The sequence below is a fragment of the Candidatus Weimeria sp. HCP3S3_B5 genome (assembly GCF_052064335.1).
Taxonomy (GTDB): domain Bacteria; phylum Bacillota; class Clostridia; order Lachnospirales; family Lachnospiraceae; genus Weimeria.
This window is the reverse complement of sequence record NZ_JBQHVU010000019.1, coordinates 1-21,287: the sequence shown is the minus strand read 5'-3', so window position 1 is coordinate 21,287 and position 21,287 is coordinate 1. Positions and strand designations below refer to the sequence as shown.

Annotated in this window: 19 protein-coding genes; all 19 read right to left on the bottom strand. The window is 46.1% G+C overall.

The window, feature by feature from the left end:
* Positions 1–15: 15 nt before the first annotated feature.
* On the bottom strand, positions 16–1,254 hold the full coding sequence (locus ACTNCK_RS09385; protein ID WP_441082263.1) for a galactokinase: 1,239 nt from the start codon (positions 1,252–1,254) through the stop codon (positions 16–18).
* An 18-nt stretch (positions 1,255–1,272) separates the two neighbouring features.
* Complete coding sequence (locus ACTNCK_RS09380; protein ID WP_441082262.1) at positions 1,273–2,610, bottom strand: alpha-amylase family glycosyl hydrolase; 1,338 nt, start codon at positions 2,608–2,610, stop codon at positions 1,273–1,275.
* Between the two features lie 72 nt (positions 2,611–2,682).
* Positions 2,683–5,709, bottom strand: a complete 3,027-nt coding sequence (locus ACTNCK_RS09375; protein ID WP_441082261.1) for a glycoside hydrolase family 2 TIM barrel-domain containing protein — start codon at positions 5,707–5,709, stop codon at positions 2,683–2,685.
* 9 nt (positions 5,710–5,718) lie between these two features.
* The gene (locus ACTNCK_RS09370; protein WP_441082260.1) at positions 5,719–6,558 is read right to left on the bottom strand and encodes a carbohydrate ABC transporter permease; all 840 of its coding nucleotides are present in this window, start codon (positions 6,556–6,558) and stop codon (positions 5,719–5,721) included.
* Positions 6,551–7,396, bottom strand: a complete 846-nt coding sequence (locus ACTNCK_RS09365; protein WP_441082314.1) for a carbohydrate ABC transporter permease — start codon at positions 7,394–7,396, stop codon at positions 6,551–6,553. The genes ACTNCK_RS09370 and ACTNCK_RS09365 overlap by 8 nt, the downstream gene beginning before the upstream one ends.
* Positions 7,397–7,536: 140 nt before the next feature.
* Complete coding sequence (locus ACTNCK_RS09360; RefSeq protein WP_441082258.1) at positions 7,537–8,886, bottom strand: ABC transporter substrate-binding protein; 1,350 nt, start codon at positions 8,884–8,886, stop codon at positions 7,537–7,539.
* Positions 8,887–9,080: 194 nt separating this feature from the next.
* Positions 9,081–10,028, bottom strand: coding sequence for an AraC family transcriptional regulator (locus ACTNCK_RS09355; RefSeq protein WP_441082257.1), 948 nt, complete (start codon positions 10,026–10,028; stop codon positions 9,081–9,083).
* A gap of 8 nt (positions 10,029–10,036) precedes the next feature.
* Positions 10,037–11,428 carry a sodium-dependent transporter gene (locus tag ACTNCK_RS09350; RefSeq protein ID WP_441082256.1) on the bottom strand — a complete coding sequence of 464 codons (1,392 nt, stop codon included), beginning with the start codon at positions 11,426–11,428 and terminating at the stop codon, positions 10,037–10,039.
* A 78-nt stretch (positions 11,429–11,506) separates the two neighbouring features.
* Complete coding sequence (locus ACTNCK_RS09345; protein ID WP_441082254.1) at positions 11,507–11,944, bottom strand: FoF1 ATP synthase subunit delta/epsilon; 438 nt, start codon at positions 11,942–11,944, stop codon at positions 11,507–11,509.
* 1 nt (position 11,945) lies between these two features.
* Positions 11,946–13,334 (bottom strand): F0F1 ATP synthase subunit beta, encoded by a 1,389-nt coding sequence (gene atpD, locus ACTNCK_RS09340; RefSeq protein WP_441082253.1) that lies wholly within the window; start codon positions 13,332–13,334, stop codon positions 11,946–11,948.
* Positions 13,335–13,378: 44 nt separating this feature from the next.
* A complete protein-coding gene (gene atpG, locus ACTNCK_RS09335; protein WP_441082252.1) occupies positions 13,379–14,278 on the bottom strand; it encodes an ATP synthase F1 subunit gamma in 900 nt (299 codons plus the stop codon).
* A 6-nt stretch (positions 14,279–14,284) separates the two neighbouring features.
* Complete coding sequence (gene atpA / locus ACTNCK_RS09330) at positions 14,285–15,790, bottom strand: F0F1 ATP synthase subunit alpha (RefSeq protein ID WP_441082251.1); 1,506 nt, start codon at positions 15,788–15,790, stop codon at positions 14,285–14,287.
* A 5-nt stretch (positions 15,791–15,795) separates the two neighbouring features.
* Complete coding sequence (locus tag ACTNCK_RS09325; protein WP_441082250.1) at positions 15,796–16,320, bottom strand: F0F1 ATP synthase subunit delta; 525 nt, start codon at positions 16,318–16,320, stop codon at positions 15,796–15,798.
* A complete protein-coding gene (locus ACTNCK_RS09320; protein WP_441082249.1) occupies positions 16,298–16,753 on the bottom strand; it encodes an ATP synthase F0 subunit B in 456 nt (151 codons plus the stop codon). Before ACTNCK_RS09320 ends, ACTNCK_RS09325 begins: the two co-directional genes overlap by 23 nt.
* Positions 16,754–16,765: 12 nt before the next feature.
* Positions 16,766–16,996, bottom strand: a complete 231-nt coding sequence (gene atpE / locus ACTNCK_RS09315) for an ATP synthase F0 subunit C (protein ID WP_441082248.1) — start codon at positions 16,994–16,996, stop codon at positions 16,766–16,768.
* A gap of 18 nt (positions 16,997–17,014) precedes the next feature.
* A complete protein-coding gene (locus ACTNCK_RS09310) occupies positions 17,015–17,701 on the bottom strand; it encodes a F0F1 ATP synthase subunit A (RefSeq protein ID WP_441082247.1) in 687 nt (228 codons plus the stop codon).
* A 285-nt stretch (positions 17,702–17,986) separates the two neighbouring features.
* A complete protein-coding gene (locus tag ACTNCK_RS09305) occupies positions 17,987–19,201 on the bottom strand; it encodes an aspartate kinase (protein WP_441082246.1) in 1,215 nt (404 codons plus the stop codon).
* A gap of 8 nt (positions 19,202–19,209) precedes the next feature.
* Positions 19,210–20,409, bottom strand: a complete 1,200-nt coding sequence (locus tag ACTNCK_RS09300; protein WP_441082245.1) for a homoserine dehydrogenase — start codon at positions 20,407–20,409, stop codon at positions 19,210–19,212.
* A gap of 55 nt (positions 20,410–20,464) precedes the next feature.
* Positions 20,465–20,917 carry an ACT domain-containing protein gene (locus ACTNCK_RS09295; RefSeq protein ID WP_441082244.1) on the bottom strand — a complete coding sequence of 151 codons (453 nt, stop codon included), beginning with the start codon at positions 20,915–20,917 and terminating at the stop codon, positions 20,465–20,467.
* Between the last annotated feature and the right edge of the window lie 370 nt (positions 20,918–21,287).

The window sequence follows — 21,287 nt, the reverse complement described above, 5'->3', positions numbered from 1 at the left end:
CTTTTTATTATCCTCTTATCGGATCACCGTGGCTCCTGTAAGCCTTATATTCATAGGATATATATTCTCCTCTCCGAAATACCTGGACATAAAGCCTATATAGTCCTTAAGCTCCTCCTTAGGAAGCACAGTCTGTATGACTCCTGCCAGACCTCCGCCATGAACACGGCAGATTCCCTTCCCTGTCCCTGCCAGGAACTCCTCTGATAGAGCAAGTGCAAGTGCTATCTTCTGCTCCTTCCAGTTCTCATTTGTATAGATATTCTGCAGGAGCTTGTAGGATGAATCCCCCGACTGCCTCATAAGCATAAGGATCTGATCAAAGTCCTTTTCTCTGACAGCCTCTGCCATCCTCCTTACACGCTCTGTCTCATTGAAGAAATGCAGTGCACGTAGTATCGCACGGTCATTCCCGAGCTTCTCGTCAATCTCATTCAGGTGCCCAAGAAGCTCCTCCTTCGATGTATCGCAGAGCCTCTCACCACCCAGCTCATGGGCCACAGCCTTCATCTCAAGCGGCATTGCGGAATAGCCTGCCGAGAGGTCTGCATGACCCTTGCCTGTGTTGATGATCACCATCTCATAGCCATATTCACTGAATGAGAACGGAATAGGCTCGACAGATATGTCACCCTTGAAGTCTAAGAGTATAGGACCGCCATAGGCACAGGCCATCTGATCCATAAGCCCTGATGACTTGTTCCAGAAGTGATTCTCGCTGTACTGACCTATCCTGGCATAGTCTGTGACAGGGATGGTATCCTGATTGAAAAAATGATTGACCATAGAGCAGAAAAGCATCTCGAATGAAGCCGATGAACTAACTCCTGCAGCTGCGATCACATTTGTAGTGACGTAGGCCTTAAAGCCTGATACCCTATAACCCATTTTCTCACAGGCCTCTGCCATTCCTGCTACAAGGCTTAAGGTACCTCCCTCCTTAGGGATCTGATCAAGACAGTCAAGATCGACCTCTACCTTTTTGTAGCCTTCGCTTACTATCTCTATTATACTGCCTTTGGATTCCCTTGCTGCTCCTATTGTATCCAGATTTATGGATCCAGCAATGACCTTTCCTCCGTTATGGTCGGTATGGTTGCCTATGATCTCTGTCCTTCCCGGAGAAGTGAAGTATGAAAGCCCCTCACAGTCTCCATATTCACTCCTAAACCCCTGATCGAGATGCAAAAACCTCTTCTCTGCCTCTCCGGCAGCATCTCCGTAAATCCTGCTCAGATCTCCGTAATTTCCCATTTATTACCTCCTAAAAAATCAATCCTCAACATGGAGAAAGTATGCGCAGTGAGGCTCCATTATCAGTCCTCCGCCGAAATCATGCCATTCTCCTGTTATAAGATCCCTTGCCCTGCCTGCGTCCGCATTGAAATGCGCTCTGTATTCGCAGTCCTCTAAGTTCACTGCCACCATCACCCGATCCCCCTTGTATTCTCTCTCGAAGATGCAGTGCTTGTTTTCAAGCAGCCTCATCGATATGCCTCCGAAGCATAGTGCTGGTGATGTCCTGTGAGAGTCTGCCATAGCTGCTATTATACTGGTAAGATCATTCCATTCAGGCCTTTCTATGGCAGGACGAAGCTCATGATCTCCGGGCTTCTTCTCACCCTTTATGCCCCATTCAGAGCCATAGTAGACCATAGGGATACCCGGCTGTCCGAAGACAAAGGCATAGGCCGCAGGAAGGTTTCTCTCGTCATTAAGCTCGCTTGCTATACGGGCCACATCATGGTTGTCAACGAATGAGATCAGATGCTTTCCTCTGTAAACACACCAGTCCTCTGGTCCGAACTGTCTTTGAAGGGAATGACAGATCTCAAAGAGATTATCTGAATTGATAGCCGAGTAGATACCCTTTCGGCACTCATAGTTGGTGACCGAATGGCACATCTCGTCATTCATGATCTGATTGTAATCGCCGCCGATCATCTCTCCTGCAAGGAAGAAATCCTTCTTCCATGCCGAGGTCTCTCTCCTTAGTCTTCTAAGGAAATCCCGGTCAAGCATATATGCCACATCAAGACGCAGGCCGTCGATTGCGAACTCGTCTATCCAGAACTTCACCTGCTCCATCAGATAGTCACTGACCGCAGGATTTTGCAGATTAAGCTTTACGAGATCGGTCGCGCCCTCCCAGCCCTCATACCAGAAGCCGTCGTTATAGTCACTGTTGCCGTCAAAATTCAGATAGAACCAGTCCTTGTAGGCTGAATCCCATTTCTTCTCCTTCACATCCAGAAAACCGAAGAAGCCTCTGCCTACATGGTTGAATACCCCGTCAAGGATCACACGTATGCCTGCCTTATGCAGCTCATCTACCACCGTCTTCAGATCATCATTTGTACCAAGTCTGACATCGACCTTATGATAATCCCTGGTATTGTAGCCATGTGAATCGCTCTCAAACAGGGGTGAAAAGTAGACTGCATTTACATTAAGCTTCTTCAGATGGTCTATCCAGTCCAGCACCTTAAGGAGTCTGTGGGTCAGGACTCCGTCGTTTTCATATGGAGCGCCGCACATCCCTAACGGATATATCTGATAGAAAACCGCGCTCTCCCACCATGCTGCTTCCTTAAAAATCTCATCAGGCATAAAAAACTCCTTTCAGATCATATGATAATTTACAAGTAGTATTATAACATAAATCTGAAAGGATGCTAAGAATCAAATGCCCTTAAGCCAGAATGTAAGCTCGAGAGCCTTGCTGTTGTCAATATAGTACTTTGGCAGCGGGCGAGCTCCCCAGCTGTCGTCTCCTCCTATGCCCTGCTGGGCCAGATCTACCCTTATATAGGTCGAAAGGCTCTGCGGCAGCTCATTCGGATGCTCACAGGCATCTATCATATCAGGGCTGTATGGAAGGACCGAAAGACTCAGATCATTTCCCTCGAAGCGTAAGCCCCTGCCGTTTTTGTCCTTTACCTCTGCCCATCTCACATGGGTATGGTTGCCGCATTCCTGCGGTCTCAGATAGGAAGCCATATTGTCAGAAGCTGTAGTCTCAAAGACTCCAAGCCTTCCTCCACTCTCCCTGTCTATATAGGTGTCGTATGGTCCCATTCCGTACCAGGTAAAGTCAGAAAAAGATGAAGCCATTTCAAACATCACTCCGAATTCCGGGAGCTCTCCTATGTCTTTAGAAGCTTCAAGATAAAGCCTGCACCTTACTGCTCCGTCCGGATGGACCTCATATGAAAGTCTTGCCTCCTTTGAAGGACTGGTCGGAAGATGGTAGGTAAATTCTACCGTTACATTACCATTATTCTCTGTGACCTTGTAGCCCTCGCCCATTCCATTATCTCCAGCATAGCACATATCAGAGGCGTTTCTCCACTGGGCGGCTCTCCACGGCATCATGCATCCCTTGTCGTTATCTGTAACGGGTCTCCAGAAGTTAGGACGAGGCATCCTTTTTATCAGCTCTACTCCTGCCTTCTTATAGGATACCATACCTCCGTTCAGATTCGAGAAAAGGATAGTGAAATCCTTACCCTTTACTCCTGTATTAAGCCAGCCATGGATGACTCTTATCTCTCCTCTGCTGTGGTCAGACTCCTGTCTGTCTCCGATGACCTTCTGGGCAAAGGCTATCTCTGTCCCGGCTTTTGCCCAATCCTGATCCTCCTTCAGGGTAAATGAAACTGTAAGAACGCATTCCCTGTCCACATCAAGTAGCTGGTCAGGAAGAGCGAATTCGGATCTCTCTCCCGGTCCTACCTCTACGCTTCCTCTCTGTTCAAAGAGCTCCTCACCCTCACATTCAAGAGAGATAGTGCATATATACTTATCTGTATTGGTAAATAGACTATTATTCTTTATCTGGAAGGATCCTTCTCCAAAACTTATATCAAGAGGAGAATAAACCGCCTTTACCTCCTGCATCTTAGGTGTCGGCTCTCTCGTATCTGCATAGCAGAGGCCATTGCCTGAGAAACTTCCATCATTCGGACGGTCATCAAAATCTCCGCCGTATCCGAGATAGGTTTTTCCATTCGCATCCTCTGCCGCTATTGCCTGGTCTATATAATCCCATATGAAACCGCCCTGGTAAAGACTGTTCCTTTTCGCAAGCTCTGTATATTCATTGATGCCCCCGCAGGAGTTCCCCATTGCATGTGAATACTCACAGCAGATAAATGGCTTGTCCGTATGCTTTGAAAGATATTCCTCTATCTTTTCGACAGGCCAGTACATGACGCTTACCATATCTGTTGCCTCAGGATATCTCTCGTCATGGATCACGCCCTCATAATGCACCAGCCTTGTCGGATCCTCCTTCCTAAGGAAGTCATGCATGGCGACGAAGTTCGTGCCGTTAAGGGACTCGTTTCCAAGAGACCAGATAAGGATCGACGGATGATTCCTGTCACGACGCATCATGCTGTTGGCCCGGTCAAGCACCATGTCCCTGTAGTCAGGCCGGTTTCCCGGAAGAGCATAGGAGATATCCTCCCCGCCTCTTTCTAAATGATCCCAGACTCCGTGACACTCCAGGTTGGTCTCATCTATCACATATAGTCCCAGCTCATCACATAGCCTGTAGAATAAGGTCTGATTAGGATAATGACTGGTACGGACGGCATTTATATTGTTTCTCTTCATGGTGATCAGATCCTTATAGATCTCATCCTCTCCTATAGCCCGTCCCTTATATGCCGAAAACTCATGTCTGTCGACGCCGTTGAAGACTATCCGCTTTCCATTGAGACACATTATACTATCCTTCATCTCAAACCGGCGGAAGCCTGTCTCCTCACAGATATATTCACATACCTGACCCTTTTCGTCCCTTATCTCCATATATAGGGTATACAGATACGGATCCTCAGCGCTCCACTGATCGACATCCGGAATATTAAGCCTTGCTTTTCCTAACGGAAGAGGAATCTCCTTTTTCACAAGTGCCTCTCCATCCTTATCGAAAAGACTCAGCTGAGCCGTCCCCTTTTTCCCTATGCTTTCAATACTTATATCAAGGATTCCATCCCTGTAGTCGTCCGTGAGATCAGAAACTATCCTCATATCACGAATATGAACCTGCGGATATGTATATAGATATACCTCGCGGAAAAGTCCTGAGAATCTGAAGAAATCCTGATCCTCGCACCAGCTTCCTGCGCTGAATCTGTAGACCTCAACTGCCAATCTGTTCTCTCCGTCACGATCTATGAATGGTGTCAGGTCAAACTCACTCGGAGTGAAGGAATCCTCGCTGTAGCCTACATAGCTTCCGTTGAGCCAGACAGCTATAGCACTCTCTGCTCCCTGGAAGGATATGATCACAGGACCATCCTTCATGAACTCAGGAAGCGTAAAGTTCCTTATATACTGGCCTACAGGGTTCATCTCCTCAGGGATCTGACCGGGCTCTATCTCCTCAAGCCCGTCCCATGGATACTGAGTGTTGACATACTGTGGACAACCGTATCCCTGCATCTGTATATGGCCTGGTACAGTTATATAATCCCAGCCGCTGGCGTCATAATCCTTTTTTTCAAAGCCCTTTATTGTCGCAGACAGGTTGCCCGCATAATGAAACCTCCAGTTTCCATTCAGTGTGACCTTCAGATCGGATCTGCCGGTTTCTATATTTTTCTTATCCCTGTACCATTCGTGGTCAGAATGGGCAGGAAGTCTGTTTTCCTGAAAGATCCTGGGATCCTTTATTATTTCATAATTGAATCCGGACATAATCCCTCCTTATTTTACTGATCCTGTGATTCCTTCTGCAAACTGCTTCTGGAGCACGAAGAAGATTATCATCGTAGGTACTGAGCAGAACAGCACACCCATCATAAGCATTCCATAGTCTGTAGTATATCCGCTTGCCATATTCGCTATAAGCATAGGCATGGTCTGGGCCTTAGGCTGGTTCATGACTACCTTTGGCCAGAGATATGCATTCCAGGCATTCATGAAACAGATAACTGCGGCTGCAGCATAGGTGGATTTCATTACAGGCATATACATCCGAAAGAAGATCCCTATCTCTGAGAGTCCGTCTAGTCTTGCGGCTTCCATTATGTCAACCGGGAAATTCCTCGAATTCTGACGGAACATCATTATCATAAATGGTGTCGAGATAGCCGGAAGTATGAATGCTACTGATGTGTTAAGAAGGTGCATGGATGATATCATCTTGAAAAGAGGTATCATAGTTGCAACCTGAGGCACCATCATTGCAAGAAGCAGAACCGAGAACAGTCCGTCCTTTATCTTGTCGTGATAGAGTTCAAAGCCGAATCCGGCGAGCGAGCATATAAAGAGGCAGAGAAGCGTCTGTAATACTGCGTAGAAGAAGGAGTTCCACATGGTTCCCCAGAGTGAAATATCCTTGCTGTAGTTTAAGAGCTTGGTAAAGTTATTAAGAGCCTCCGTCCCGAACCAGATCTTACCACGAGCCACGTCTACTGTATTGTTCGTTGCAGCGGTTATCATCCAGAAGAGCGGGAATACCGAGATCAGAGACCAGATGATCAGGAATACATATGTAGGTATAAGTCTTCTCTGAATTGCAGATTTATTTTTCTTCTTAGTCACGGGTATCACCTACTTTCATATTGATCACGGCAAGAACTGCCACAAGGACAAATACTACAAAGGACATAGCCGAAGCATATCCGAAGTTTGCTACACCTGTTCCAAATGCGTTGTTGTAGATATAGTGGGACATTGTCATACTTGTAAATGACGGACCTCCCTTTGTCAGGTTTACTGACTCATCAAAGAGCTGAAGGGTTCCGTTTATAGACATGATAAAGGTCATCACTATAGTAGGCTTTAGCAGCGGCACCGTTATATGCCAGAAGGTCTTCCAGCCATTTGCTCCGTCTATCTTGGCTGCCTCATACACTGAGTATTCTATGTTCTGGAGGCCTGCAAGATAGAATACCATATTGTAGCCTGTCCATCTCCAGATCAGGGCTATGATGATAATTGCCCTTGCTGTTCCAGTATTTCCAAGGAAGTTGATATTCTGACTGATGATACCAAGATGCCTCAGGACAGTATTTATAAGGCCCTGTGTGGCAAAAAGTGATTTGAAAATCAGTGAGTATGATACAAGAGATGTCGCACATGGCAGAAATACCATGGTACGGAAGAGCCCCTTGAACTTCAAATCCTTGTTATTAAGCAGCTGGGCTAAAAGAATAGCCAGAATCAGCATTATAGGAACCTGAATGATAAGATACAGAAAGGTGTTTCCCATAGTCAGAAGGAATTTCCTGTCCTTAAACATCCTCATATAGTTCCAGAAAACTGGCTTCGCCCAGTGCAGATCTGCTGATGAGCCTGTCTGCAGGGAAATGATAAATGCCCTTACTATTGGCCAGAAGCTCATCACAAAGATCAGGACAGTAGCCGGAAGAAGGAACATGAATCCCGCTGCTCTCTGCTTTGTCTGTATACCTTTATTATTCAACTTGATTTCCTCCTTTCGGGGATCATCCTTTTTAAGACAAGCGGGAAACCGGTCATCCGATTTCCCGCCCTCTCTAGTCCAAAAATATATATCTCTTATTTCTGATCGTTACCTTCCATTGCGAATGTAACCTGATCCTGTGCCTCCTTTAAGGCATCCTTTACAGAGGTACCATCTATGATATTATGGATGGCTGCAGCTACATTTTCACGTGCTATGTAGTGATAATCGCTCTGCTCAACTGTATTTACCTTACTTCCCATCTCAACTATCTTTTGATAGATAGGCTGGTCATTAAAGTATGCAACTCCCTTTGTATAGACATCTGACTTACCGCAGGTGATGTTTGTAGTGATCACACCACCGTTTGTAAGTGCTGCATCATAGGTCTCCTTGGCACCATCTCCACCCCCGAAGGTGTATGCCAGGAAATCAGCTGCGAGATCTGTCTTCTTGCAGTTTGATGTGATGTAAAGTGATGAGCCCCCGTTTGAAGCATATCCTTCAGCGCCTGTAAGAGTAGGCATGGAAGTGATCTCCCATTTTCCTGAATTGTCCTTTACCTGTTCTATGGTAGGGATGATCCAGTTTCCGTTCATTACACCTGCTACCATATCTCCTACGATAGTCTGATCTGTGTAGTCAGACCAGTCATTTGCCAGATAGAGGACATTGTCCTTCTGAAGCTTTGCTATCACATTGATAATGTCTACCATGGTCTTATTGTCTACGAAATTCGGCTTTCCATCCTTGAACTGGGAAACTCCCTCTGCCTGAAGCATCATATAAGGAAGATCGTTTCCGTCTCCGTCCATCGAAAGAAGATACTTGCCTGTCTTCTGATAGACCTTCTTTCCTATCTCATCAAACTTATCCCATGTGATTCCAGTCAGATCATCGATAGTGTATCCGCATTCCTTCAGTATATCGGTCCTGTATGCGAAGATCACTGTACCGTTATCCACCGGCACTCCATAGTGAGTACCATCGATAGTCGAATAGGAAAGCTTCTCCTGTCCGAAATCATCCCAGTTGATGTTCGTCTTATTTATAGCATCTGACCATGCCTTTGGATAATCATGCACATATCTGTTGAAGTAATGGTCCTGGAATAGAACTATATCTGGAAGAGCGCTGTAGTCATTTGATGATCCGGCAAGAGTTACAGCATCCTCAACGTCGGAGGACTGTGACTGCTCTATGATCTTCAGCTTGAAATCAGGATCCTTTTTCTGATATGCCTTTTCTGCTGCTTCAAGAGCAGGGATATTGAAATTCTTATCCCAGGCATATACAGACAGCTCGTGGTCACCTTCCTTTGAGGTATCCACTCCCTTTGCAGCTGACTTCTTTGATGAGGACTTCGACCCATTGCCTCCGCATCCTGCCATCAGAGCTGCCGTCATAGTTGCGGCCAGTATCACTGACAATAATCTCTTCTTCATAAAATAACCCTCCTTTGGTCATTTTCATTTATTTCGCCGGTCCCTTACGGCGACTTATCTTGTTTACGATACAGATTATAGCAGTCTGTCTCTGATCTGTGTTCACAAAAAAAAGCCCGAAATATGCAATTTCGAGCTTAATAATCGTTTTTGCACTTTTACTTGGTAAAAATGCACAATGTTAGATTGTCTTATCAGCGGTTGACCCCGTAGGCCTCCCAGCCCTTTTTGGCCGTAATACTCATCTCAGCAAGCTGGTTTCCACCGCTCTTCTTCCAGTGAAGCGGGCTCATTCCCGTATATCTGGCAAAGTTCCTGTGAAAGGTTGAAAGCGTCACATATCCGACTTTATATGCAATTTCTTCCATCGTCATATCTCCATGACTTATCATATCACAGGCCTTATCTATCCTGACCATATTCACATACTCCAGCGGCTTCATATTCATGCTCTCCTCAAATATCCGCCTGTAATGACTCTCGGATAGTCCGGCTATCTCAGCCAGGTCTCCAACCTTTATATCCTCGGAATAATGCTTGCCAATGAATTCTATCGTATCGGTCAGATAGGTATTCATCTTTCCGACTTTTCTTACCCTGTCCTCTCTTTCCTCATTTACTCTAAGTATTTCGATAACAAGAAGATAAAGCAGGCCCTTAAGAGCTGTTTTCTTATAGCGCGAATCCTTCCTGCATTCTGCTATTATATCCTGTACGATCCTGCACAGATAGGGATGATTACGCATGGTCTTTAAGGTTCCCCTGCTGTTTACATTGGCAGCTATATCGTCCAGATTCATTTCGCAGTCTCTCATCTCATTCTGCACGAATCCGTCAATATCGATAAAGAGGAATTCCCATTTATCCCTGTGACCCTCCCTCGACTTGGTCGTATGGATCACATTCCTAGGGATGATAGTAAAGTTATCCTTGCCATAGTTATATTTCCTGTCCTCTATCACGACAGTCCCATCGCCGTAGTAGCAGTAGCCCAACTCCATATAATTATGGAAATGCAGATCTGACTCGCTCATGCCCTCGCCATACTCAAGGATCCATCCGTCTCCAAGCTTGGGGAGGACATACTCCCCCTTGGGCATCTCATAATATCTGAATTCTACATTCTGCTTCTGCCTTTTCATAGCATCACCTATAGCCTTGCCAGAATACCTGTTGACTGCATAAAGAGCGCAACCATTATTACCGGACAGACGAACCTTACCATTATTATATAGAGCTTTTTCCTGCGGAATTTCACACCGCTTGATTCTATCTCATCAGTGATCCAGTCTGGTCCTACTATCCAGCCTATCAGGATCGTTGACAGAAGTGATATAAACGGCATCATGACTGAATTGGAAACATAGTCCATCAGGTCAAGAAGCTGTCCTGTGCTTCCATTCGGAAGAGGTATCTCACAGTAGAATACGCTGTAGCCTAAGGCTATAACGACCGAGGCTATCGTATATATGATTCCCAGTGCCAGTGTCGTTGAATGTCTTTTTGTATGGAAGACCTCCATACAGTTAGCCGCTATCGCCTCAAGCACCGAAATGCAGGAGGTAAGAGTTGCAAATGAGGCCATTATGAAAAAAGCAGCACCGACTACGTTTCCTACAGCTCCCATCGAGGCAAAGACCTTTGGAAGAGAAATAAACATTAGTCCCGGACCGGCATTCATTCCTTTAAGTCCTGAAAAGGTAAATACTGCTGGTATTATTGCCATTCCAGCAAGAAGAGCGACTCCTGTATCAAAGATCTCTATCTGTCCTACTGCCTTATTGAGATCGACATCCTTTTTTACATAGGATCCATAGGTGATCATTATTCCCATTGATACTGAAAGGGAGAAAAAGAGCTGGCTCATAGCATCAAGAAGGACTGCCATGAATTTTTTTATCGTAAGTCCCTTTATATCAGGAGTAATATATACGAGAAAGCCCTTAAAGCCTGTACGATCTCCATGTTTGATAAAAAGTGAATAAAAAGCCACAAAAACTATCAGCACCAGAAGTACAGGCATCATGAACTTAGAGCAGGCCTCGATCCCATTTTCAACGCCCCTGTATATGATTATAGCTGTGATCACCATAAAAATGACCGCATAGATTACCGACTGGAGGGGATCACTTATAAACGACTGGAAATAGCCGTCCTCAGCTGCTGATCCTCCCTGTCCGCAAATAAAGGCAACCATATACTTTGTGATCCATCCGCCTATTACTGCATAATAGGTCATTATCACTACCGGTACAAGAAAAGTGAGGACACCTAGAAATTTCCATTTATGGCGCATCTTTTCATATGCACCTATGGCACTTTTCCCTGTCCTTCTTCCGATCGTGATATCACTTGTAAGAAGGGTAAATCCAAATGTTAGAACTAAAATAAGATAGATAATGAGGAATAATCCTCCCCCGTCCTTTGCCGCAAGATATGGAAATCTCCATAGATTTCCCACACCGACAGCGCTGCCGGCCGCTGCAAGAACAAAACCGAGCTGCCCGGTAAAAGAGCTTTTCTTTTCTTTCTTTTCCATCATGTTTCCTTTCTATAGACGGGATTTTGGTGATGGAAAGATTATATCATATTTAGGGGTTTGGGGATAGGGGTCAGGCCCTCATCCCTCACCCTTCTTCTTCGCTGCTGCCAGCCTTGCCATCGCTCTCGCGAGCGAAGCTCTCGAATGGTAATACTCCTGAATACTCTGCTTCTGACGCAGCTTCTCCCTGGCGCGTTCCTCTGCCTCCCTGGCACGACGCACGTCGATCTCCTCAGGTCTTTCGCATGACTCTACAATGATAGTCACACGGTTATTTATGACCTCGGCGAAGCCTATGCCGGCAAGACCGGTTATTACCTGGCCCTTGCTTATATCAGCGCCGTTTCCGGCGTTAAGAGCAGGAGTGATCTCTATTTCTCCTTCATTTAATGCAATAACCATATTCTCATGATGGGAAAGGATCTGCTCCCTTCCGTCATGAGACTGGAAATTTACCGAATCAGCAAAGCCGGCGTAGAAGGTCTTGTCGGCGGCAATTACCTTAAGATAGAACATTTCAGTCCTCCTGGGCCCTGGCCTTTTTCTTTACATCCTCAATCGTTCCGACGTTAAAGAATGCATTCTCAGGATAGTCATCCATCTCACCATCAAGTATAGCCTTGAAGCTCTTTATGGTCTCCTCTACAGGCACATAGACTCCCGGTACACCGGTGAACTGCTCTGCCACATGGAAAGGCTGTGAGAGGAATCTCTGGATCTTACGCGCTCTGTAAACAAGAGTCTTATCCTCATCAGACAGCTCCTCCATTCCCAGAATGGAAATGATATCCTGCAGCTCATTATACTTCTGGAGTATAGCCTGAACTCTTCTGGCTGTCTCGTAATGCTCCTCACCGACCACATCGGCCTCAAGGATACGTGATGTGGATCCTAACGGATCTACAGCCGGATAGATTCCCTGTTCAACTATCTTTCTTGAAAGAACGGTGGTCGCATCCAGATGTGTGAATGTCGTCGCAGGTGCCGGGTCTGTCAGGTCATCGGCCGGCACATATACTGCCTGAACAGAGGTTACAGAACCGTTCTTTGTAGAAGCGATCCTCTCCTGCAGCTCACCCATTTCATTAGCAAGTGTAGGCTGATATCCTACTGCTGAAGGCATACGGCCAAGAAGAGCCGACACCTCGGATCCTGCCTGAGTGAAACGGAAAATATTATCTATGAAAAGAAGCACATCCTTATTATCATGGTCACGGAAATACTCAGCCATTGTAAGACCGGTCTCTGCGACCCTCATACGTGCTCCAGGCGGTTCATTCATCTGGCCGAAGACTAAGGCAGTCTTCTCAAGGACTCCGCTTGCCTTCATTTCTGTCCAGAGGTCATTTCCCTCACGGGAACGCTCTCCTACTCCGGTGAAGATCGAATATCCGCCATGCTCTGTTGCGACATTGGAGATAAGCTCCTGAATGAGGACTGTCTTTCCTACACCAGCTCCTCCGAAAAGTCCTATCTTTCCACCCTTAGCGTATGGCGCAAGAAGATCGATGACCTTGATACCTGTCTCAAGCATCTCTGTTGCCGGCTTCTGATCCTCGAATGCAGGCGGCTGTCTGTGAGTCTCCCAGCAAGGAGCATCCTTGATCTGATCGCCGTCGTCTATTGTCTCTCCTAGTACATTAAAGAGTCTTCCAAGTGTCTTTTCTCCGACAGGAGTCTTTATGCCACTTCCAGTATCTGTGACCTCCATATCTCTTGAAAGACCCTCAGAGGCCGAGAGCATAATACAACGGACTATATGGTTACCCTGATGGGAGGCAACCTCCATTATGCACTTTTTACCATTATTATCTACTGACAGAGCCTCGCGGATCGGCGGCAGCGACTCGCTGTCAAAAACCACATCCACCACCGGTCCTGAAACCTGTATTATTTTTCCTGTCATGTTATTCTCCTTTAGGGATCAGAGATCCATGTGCTGGCAAAGGGCTATCTGCTTTCAGCCTGGGCTCTTGCTCCTGCAACTATCTCTGTTATCTCCTGGGTTATGGCTGCCTGTCTGGCGCGGTTATACTCAGTGCTTAGTGACTTAAGCATCTCATCGCCCGCATCAGTAGCAGCCTGCATAGCTGTCATTCTGGCATTCTGCTCGCAGCAGAAGGACTCGACTAAAGCTCCATATACGAAGCCTGTCACGTATTCAGGAGCTATCCTTCTCATCACATCCTCCGGCGACGGAACGAATTTAATCGTCTCTACCGGAACGTCAGCCATGATACGAGCCGCATTTGGATCGATGAAGCTTTCCCTCCTCAGAGGAAGAAGCTGCCTGACCTCAGTTGTCTCAGTCAGAGCATTTTCCATTCTGGTATAGATCATAATGATCTTATCTACCCTGTGCTCAAGATAATCATCTACGAGCTGCTCTGTTATCCTTCTGGCTCTTGAAAGATTAGGATCCTGCACGACATAGTTGAATTCTTTGTCGATCTCGACTCCACGGGACTCGAGATAATGTTCTCCGATCTGTCCCATGCAGTATACCCTTGAATCCTTGTACTTCAAAAGCTCCTGGTCCATGATCTTTATGACATTGTGATTATAGGCTCCTGCCAGTCCCTTATCTGCTGTAACGACCAGAATACCGGCCTTCTTGTCTGTATCATCCTTATCTTCATTATCATAGAAGAACGGACTCTTCATATCCGGAGCGTGACGAAGCATTCGTGTAACCGCACTCTGAAGAGAATAGAAGAAGGGCTCTGTATCAGCCAGCGATTTTTTAGCCTTTTTCAGCTTTGATGAGGAGATCAGATACATGGCGTTGGTGATCTTTAATGTATCACGCACGCTTGATATCCTCTCCTTGATTTCCTTGGTTGAAGGCATCAGCTATCACCTCGATGCTTTATATGCGTTTGCGGCATCAATTATCCGCTTCCTTATATCATCGGTAAGCTCTTTCTTTTCAGCAAGAGTATTGTAGGCGTCAGCGGCATTATCCCTTACAGCAAAAATCACATCCTGCTGCAGCTTCTTGACATCCTTCTTTTCGACATCATCGAAGAACTTCTCCTGAGCAAGCACTAATGTGATGACCTCATCCGCCATTGAAAGAGGATGATTTAGAGGCTGCTTTAAAAGCTCCATAAGTGCATTACCATGAGCCAGCTGTGCCTTGGTGTTGTCATCAAGGTCTGATGAGAACTGGGTGAATACCTCAAGCTCCCTGTACTGCGCAAGATCGATTCTTATGGTACCACTGGCCTTCTTCATGGCCTTTGTCTGAGCGGCTCCGCCGACACGGGATACCGAAAGTCCTACATTTACCGCAGGACGCTGGCCCTCAAAGAAGAGCCTGGTCTCGAGGAAGATCTGTCCATCTGTGATCGAAATGACATTTGTAGGAATATATGCCGATACATCGCCGTCCTGAGTCTCTATTATAGGAAGGGCCGTTATGGATCCGCCTCCCTTTTCGTCTGAAAGCTTTGCACATCTCTCGAGAAGTCTTGAATGAAGATAGAAGACATCTCCCGGATAAGCCTCACGTCCCGGAGACCTGCCTAAGAGAAGCGAGATTGCACGGTAGGCAACTGCGTGCTTGGAAAGATCATCATAGATGATCAGCACGTCCTTTCCCTGATCCATGAAATGCTCTGCCATAGAGGTGGCTGCATAAGGAGCTATGTACTGGCAGGCAACAGGATCAGACGCTGTAGCGGCAACGACAACGGTATAATCCATCGCGTCACATTTTCTTAAGTTGTTTACAACTCTTGCGATCGTAGATGCCTTCTGACCTATTGCTGCATAGATACAGATGACCCCTTTGCCCTTCTGGTTGATCATAGTGTCAGTAGCGATCGAGGTCTTTCCTGTCTGTCTGTCTCCGATTATAAGCTCACGCTGTCCACGTCCTATTGGAAACATGGAGTCGATCGAGAGGATTCCTGTCTCAAGTGGAGTGTCAACAGACTTTCTGTCTATGATACCAGGAGCCTCATGCTCGATCGGACGGTATTCGTCCTCCTTTATCTCTCCCTCTCCGTCAATAGGTTCTCCAAGGGCATTTATAACCCTTCCAAGAAACGCGTCTCCAGTAGGGATTCCGGCTCTCTTGCCTGTACGAGCCACCCGGCTTCCCTCATGGATGCCGCTGTCGCGTCCGAACAGGATCACGCCGATCTCGTGTTCCTTGATATCAAGGACCATCGCCTTGACACCGTTATCAAAGACCACTATCTCACCATACTGGGCATGATCGATACCATATATCCTGGCTATTCCGTCTCCGACACTTATGACAGACCCTGTCTCCTTAGCCTGGAAATCAGCATCAAAATTCTCTATTTCACTCTTGATGATGGAGATAATATCGGTAGCGCTGATTGCTGCCATGATCTTCACCTCCCGTTAATTCTATCTTCCAATTGTTTCAACTGTCCTTTGTAGCTGTGGTCTATCTCATAGCCATTACATCTTACGATATAGCCTCCTATTAGTGAGGGATCAGGCATTAGGCAGAAACGGAACTGCTTTCCCGGGAAAAGCTCCATAAGCTCCTTCTTAGCCTTTTTCTCACCTGAGACAATATCCTCTTCTTTTGCATAGCAAAGCTCGGCATCAAGAAAACCAGCCTTCTGATCCTCTATCCGTATGTATTCACGGATAATATCCGCAAGTAGGCCTTCATTATGATTTCTTATCATTACTATAAGAAAGTCCGTAAATAGCTTTGAACGGCCTGCCTTCTTTGAGATCTGTCTCTCGACATCCTCCTTAACCCTGCTTGGAATCACCGGGCTTTTCATAAAGCTCTGATACTCATTCAGTGAATCAGTCTCGCGCAGATATTCAAGGATCTCTTCCTTGTCGATCGAAAGCTGTGAAAGGACAATAGCATTATTACGAATTCTTTCCTGCTGCATCGCTCTCACCGCCGTTCTCCAGGATCCTCTTAGCAGCCATCATGGCAAGAGCGCTTATGGCCTCACGGCTCTCAGCGAGATTTCTCTCCTTGATATCCTTAGCGTCTATTCTTGCCTTATCTCTGATATGGTCTGCCTCGACTGAGGCCTCCTTTATCCTCCTGTCATGGATCTTATCTGCCTCAAGGCGGGCCTCTCTTATGATCTTAGCCGCTTCTTGTTCTGCTGCATCCTGCTTTTGCATGTATTTCTTTTTTTCTTTTTCAGCATCCTGCTCGCGGCGTTCTGCCTCATCATACTTTTCCTTTATGTCGTCCTTTCTCTCGCTTATGACCTTCATCACACGCTTGAAAAGGAACTTGTCAAGGATCCAGTATATGATCAGTACGTTTACTATCGTAAACAGGATGTTAAAGAAATTGATCGAAAGCATAGGCGCCTCCTATTATTTCAGGAACAGGATTATAAGCAGTGAGATAACGAATCCGTAAATAGCTGTTGCCTCTGCAAGAGCGCATCCTAAGAGAAGTGAGCTCTGGATCTTTCCGCTTGCCTCCGGCTGTCTTGCTATCGCATCAACTGCACTTGCTGTTGCCTTACCGATTCCAAGTCCTGCGCCGATACCTGTAAGAACTGCGATTCCGGCTCCGATTGCTACGAATAATGATGCTGTCATTTTATTTTCCTCCTAAAATCATTCAACAGATTCTCTGATAAACAGAGATGTAAGAAATACAAATACATAAGCCTGGATCAGGCCATCGAAGATATCAAAGTACAACGAAGCAAGCGCCGGGACCACTACCGGGACCACAAGCTTTAAAAGCTCCATTATAACAAAGGATCCGAGCACATTTCCGAAAAGTCGCATACACAGTGACAGTGGCCTGATAAATATCTCCAGGATATTTATAGGCGTAATCACCGGCATAGGCTCTGCGAAGCTGTGAAGGAACCTCTTTGGTCCCTTTTCGACAACCCCGCTCGCCTCTATCAGGATAATGCTCATAAGGGAAAGGGCGATCGTGACATTCATGTCCTTTGTAGGCGGTTTGAACCCTATTATGCCGATCAGGTTCGATATAGCTATGTATATAAGAACCGACAGCAGGTAAGGGACATACCGCTTTCCCTTCTCTCCGATTGTCTCTCCGAAGAAGTCAAACAGCTTCTCGACGCCGCTCTCAAGCAGCAGCTGTCTCTTTCTCGGGTGTTCCACGCTTAAGTTCCTCGTGAGCAGAAGACATATGACAAGGACTGCCGCCATTATGATCCATGTGAGTACCACAGATTCATAAACTGGAATACCTCCGAACAGAGGTATCTTAAAGACCGTCCTTACATTAAGGTCTTCCTTCAGCGAAGTAACAAGCGTATTCAAAAGCGCTCACTTCCTTTCACATACTCTCAATTCCGAACGAATTTTAATACAACGAAAAAATAAAGTCAAATGAAATTTTTGTATATTTTGAACAATTTCGAGACTTCATTTTTGTGAAAAATTACTATTACACGTATATACGTTCAATATATTTTTGTCTTTTTTTAACAGCATTAAAACCATTCATAAACACTTCTTAACGGTTCGGGTAATTATTACAAAAAAATCAGGACCAAAGGTCCCGATTTTCTAATTTACATTGAAACAGTATTGAACCAGCAATGATCAGTTATTGTCATCATCGATAAACTTATCGTGAACTGCTCTCATAGCAACCTTCACATCATCGATATCTATAAGAACTGTGATCCTGATCTCTGAGGTAGAGATCATACGGATGTTTACTCCAACGTCATAGAGCGCCTCGAACATCTTTGCCGCAACCCCTGCATTGGACTGCATTCCTGCTCCTACTATAGAAAGCTTGGCAACGTTTTCCTCCTCAACAAGCTTCTGGAAGGTCAGACGGTCCTGATTCTCCTTTAACAGATCGACAGCCTCCTTAGCCTGTGAATCATCTACAGTAAACGAAATATCCTTCGTGTCCTCACGGCCGATAGACTGGAGGATCATATCTACATTTATATTCTTCTTTGCGAGAAGATCAAATACCTTGAATGCGATACCCGGCTCATTCTTTAATCCTATAAGAGCGATACGGTCTGCATCCTTATCTACTGCAACTCCGCTTACCAGCATGCTTTCCACTTTTGTTACCTCCTTAACGACAGTACCCTCTGCCTTTGTAAGACTTGAACGTACCACGAGAGGCACGTTATACTTCTTTGCCATTTCTACAGATCTGTTATGCAGCACCTGAGCTCCAAGTGTAGCAAGCTCAAGCATCTCATCATAGGAGACCTCCTTGAGCTTTTTCGCATTCGGAACTATGCGCGGATCTGCTGTATATACTCCGTCGACATCTGTATAGATCTCGCAGGCGTCGGCTCCAAGGACTGCAGCAAGGGCAACTGCTGTAGTATCTGAGCCTCCTCTTCCAAGTGTTGTTACATCATCATATCTGTTGACCCCCTGGAAGCCGGTCACGATTACGACCTTTCCCTGATCAAGCTCTGCGTTTATCCTGTCTGTATCTACCTTCTTGAACCTCGAATTCATATGATGATGAGTCGTATGCATGGCTACCTGAAAGGCATTTAAAGATACTGCTGGAACTCCAAGGGAAGCCATTGCCATTGCCATAAGTGCAACTGACACCTGTTCTCCTGTGGAAAGAAGCGCATCCATTTCTCTCTTTGGGGGATCCGGATTTATATCCTTTGCCATTGCGATCAGATCATCCGTGGTATCTCCCATTGCAGAGAGCACCACCACTACCTTGTTTCCTTTTTTGTAGTCCTCGATACAGCGCGAAGCAACATTGAAAATCCTCTCCTTGTTCGCTACCGAAGTACCACCAAACTTCTTGACTATTAACATTGTGTCTCCTATGCAAATCTAATACTATTAACAAAGCCCGGCAGATTCTTTCTTGCCCTGTCAAAATCAGCCTGCTTTATCTTCTTCGTTACGAAGCCAACCTCTCCCGGTACGAAATCGCTGTCTATATAGCTGACCTCTCCGAATGCTGCCTCGATCACTCCCTGATCGTCCATGGTACGGACGAAGAAGCGATATTCATCATCCCCTGGATCAGCAAGAACAAGCTTCTCTTGCTTCCACTCAAGAGGGATATTATGATCTATGTTCTTAGCTATCTCTACCATATCAGATACCACAGCCGATGCCGTAGGAAGCGATCCGGCTCCTGAGCCGTAGAACATTCCGTCTCCTAATATATTTCCATGGACAAGCACTGCATTGAAAACTCCGTCCACGCTGTAAAGCGGACTATCCGGTGCAAGAAGGAAAGGCGCCACACGGCAGGCATAACTGTCTCCTGACTCTGTGCTTGTCGCAAGCAGCTTTATCTTGCGCCCAAGAGCTGAAGCGTATTTCATATCTTCCTTTGTGATAGAGGTTATGCCCTCTGTAGGAATATCCTTGTAATCCACCTGAGCTCCGGCTACAAGAGATGTAAGGATTGCTATCTTCCTGCAGGCATCGTAGCCCTCTATATCAGCTGTAGGATCCTTCTCGGCATAGCCCTTCTCCTGAGCCATCGCCAGAACCTCATCGAAATCGGCTCCCTTTTCAGTCATCTCTGTCATCATATAGTTGGTCGTTCCATTTACGATCCCGGCCATATACTCGACCACGTCTCCTGTCAGGCAGGAGTTTATAGTCCTTATAATAGGGATACCGCCGCCTACAGATGCCTCGAACATGAAGTTTACATTATGCTCTCTTGCTATCTCTATAAGCTCTGCTCCCTTATCAGCCACCAGGGCCTTGTTTGATGTAGTCACATGCTTACCTGCCATAAGCATTGCCTTTACAAATGTATATGCCGGCTCTACTCCGCCCATTGTCTCGACAACGATACGGATCTGTGGATCATTTACTATATCCATATAATCATGAACGATAAGAGGCGCTATCTTTTCGCCCTCAAAATCGCGGATATCAAGAACCTTAGCCAGTTCGATAGGCTCTCCGACTCTTTCTGCAATAATATCGCGATTAACCTCAAGTGTCTTCGCGACGCCGCTTCCAATGGTTCCAAAACCCATTATAGCTGCTTTCATCTGTCATCCTTTCTTTCTACAACCAAGTGTAAGCAAAACCTGTTTCTTTGGATCATCAGTCCTGGGCCGGCTCCTCAGCAAGTATCTTCGCATAGGAAACACCGGCTGTTTTCTCAATCCTCTCAGTAATCACGGAAATATCCATTTTCATCGGAATATCTATAGAAAGCGTGATCGCCGCAACTCCGTTTACCGGGACCGCCTGATGGATGGTAAGTATATTGGCCCCGAGATCAGCGATTATCGCAAGGATCCTTGAAAGGATCCCCGGCTCATCAAGAGTCCTGATTATGACCGTGAGCCTTCTTCCCCGCCGTCTCTTACTGTACTTAAATATCTCATCCTTATACTTGTAAAAGCTCGACCTGGAGATGCCGGCCTTTTCCGCTGCATCTGATGCAGAAAGACATTTGCCGGATTCCAAAAGCCTCTTGGCCTTCTCAACCCTTAAAAGTACCTCCGGAACTGCCTTTTCCTTCAGGACGTAGTAGTTTTCCTCGGTCATCAAACCTCCCTGACCTGTCTTTCCATGAAATACAATTGTCTTTGCCGGGAATACTCTATCACAATTGCCGGCCTACGTCAAGGGGGAGGTCTGAGGTTAGAGGTGAGAGGTTAGAGGTCTGAGGGGCGAGGGATAAAATGGGGTGTGAACAGTAGCCCTCGTACCCCACACCTCACACCTCGCACCTCTTCCCACTTCCATTCCCATATTATATGGCCAGCAGAAACTGATAAAAATATGGTTATGATGATCTGAAATCCTAGGGATAAAATGGGGTGTGAACAGTAGCCCTCGTACCTCACACCTCGCACCTCTCACCTCTTCCCACTTCCATTCCCCATATTATATGGTCAGCAGAAACTGATAAAAATAT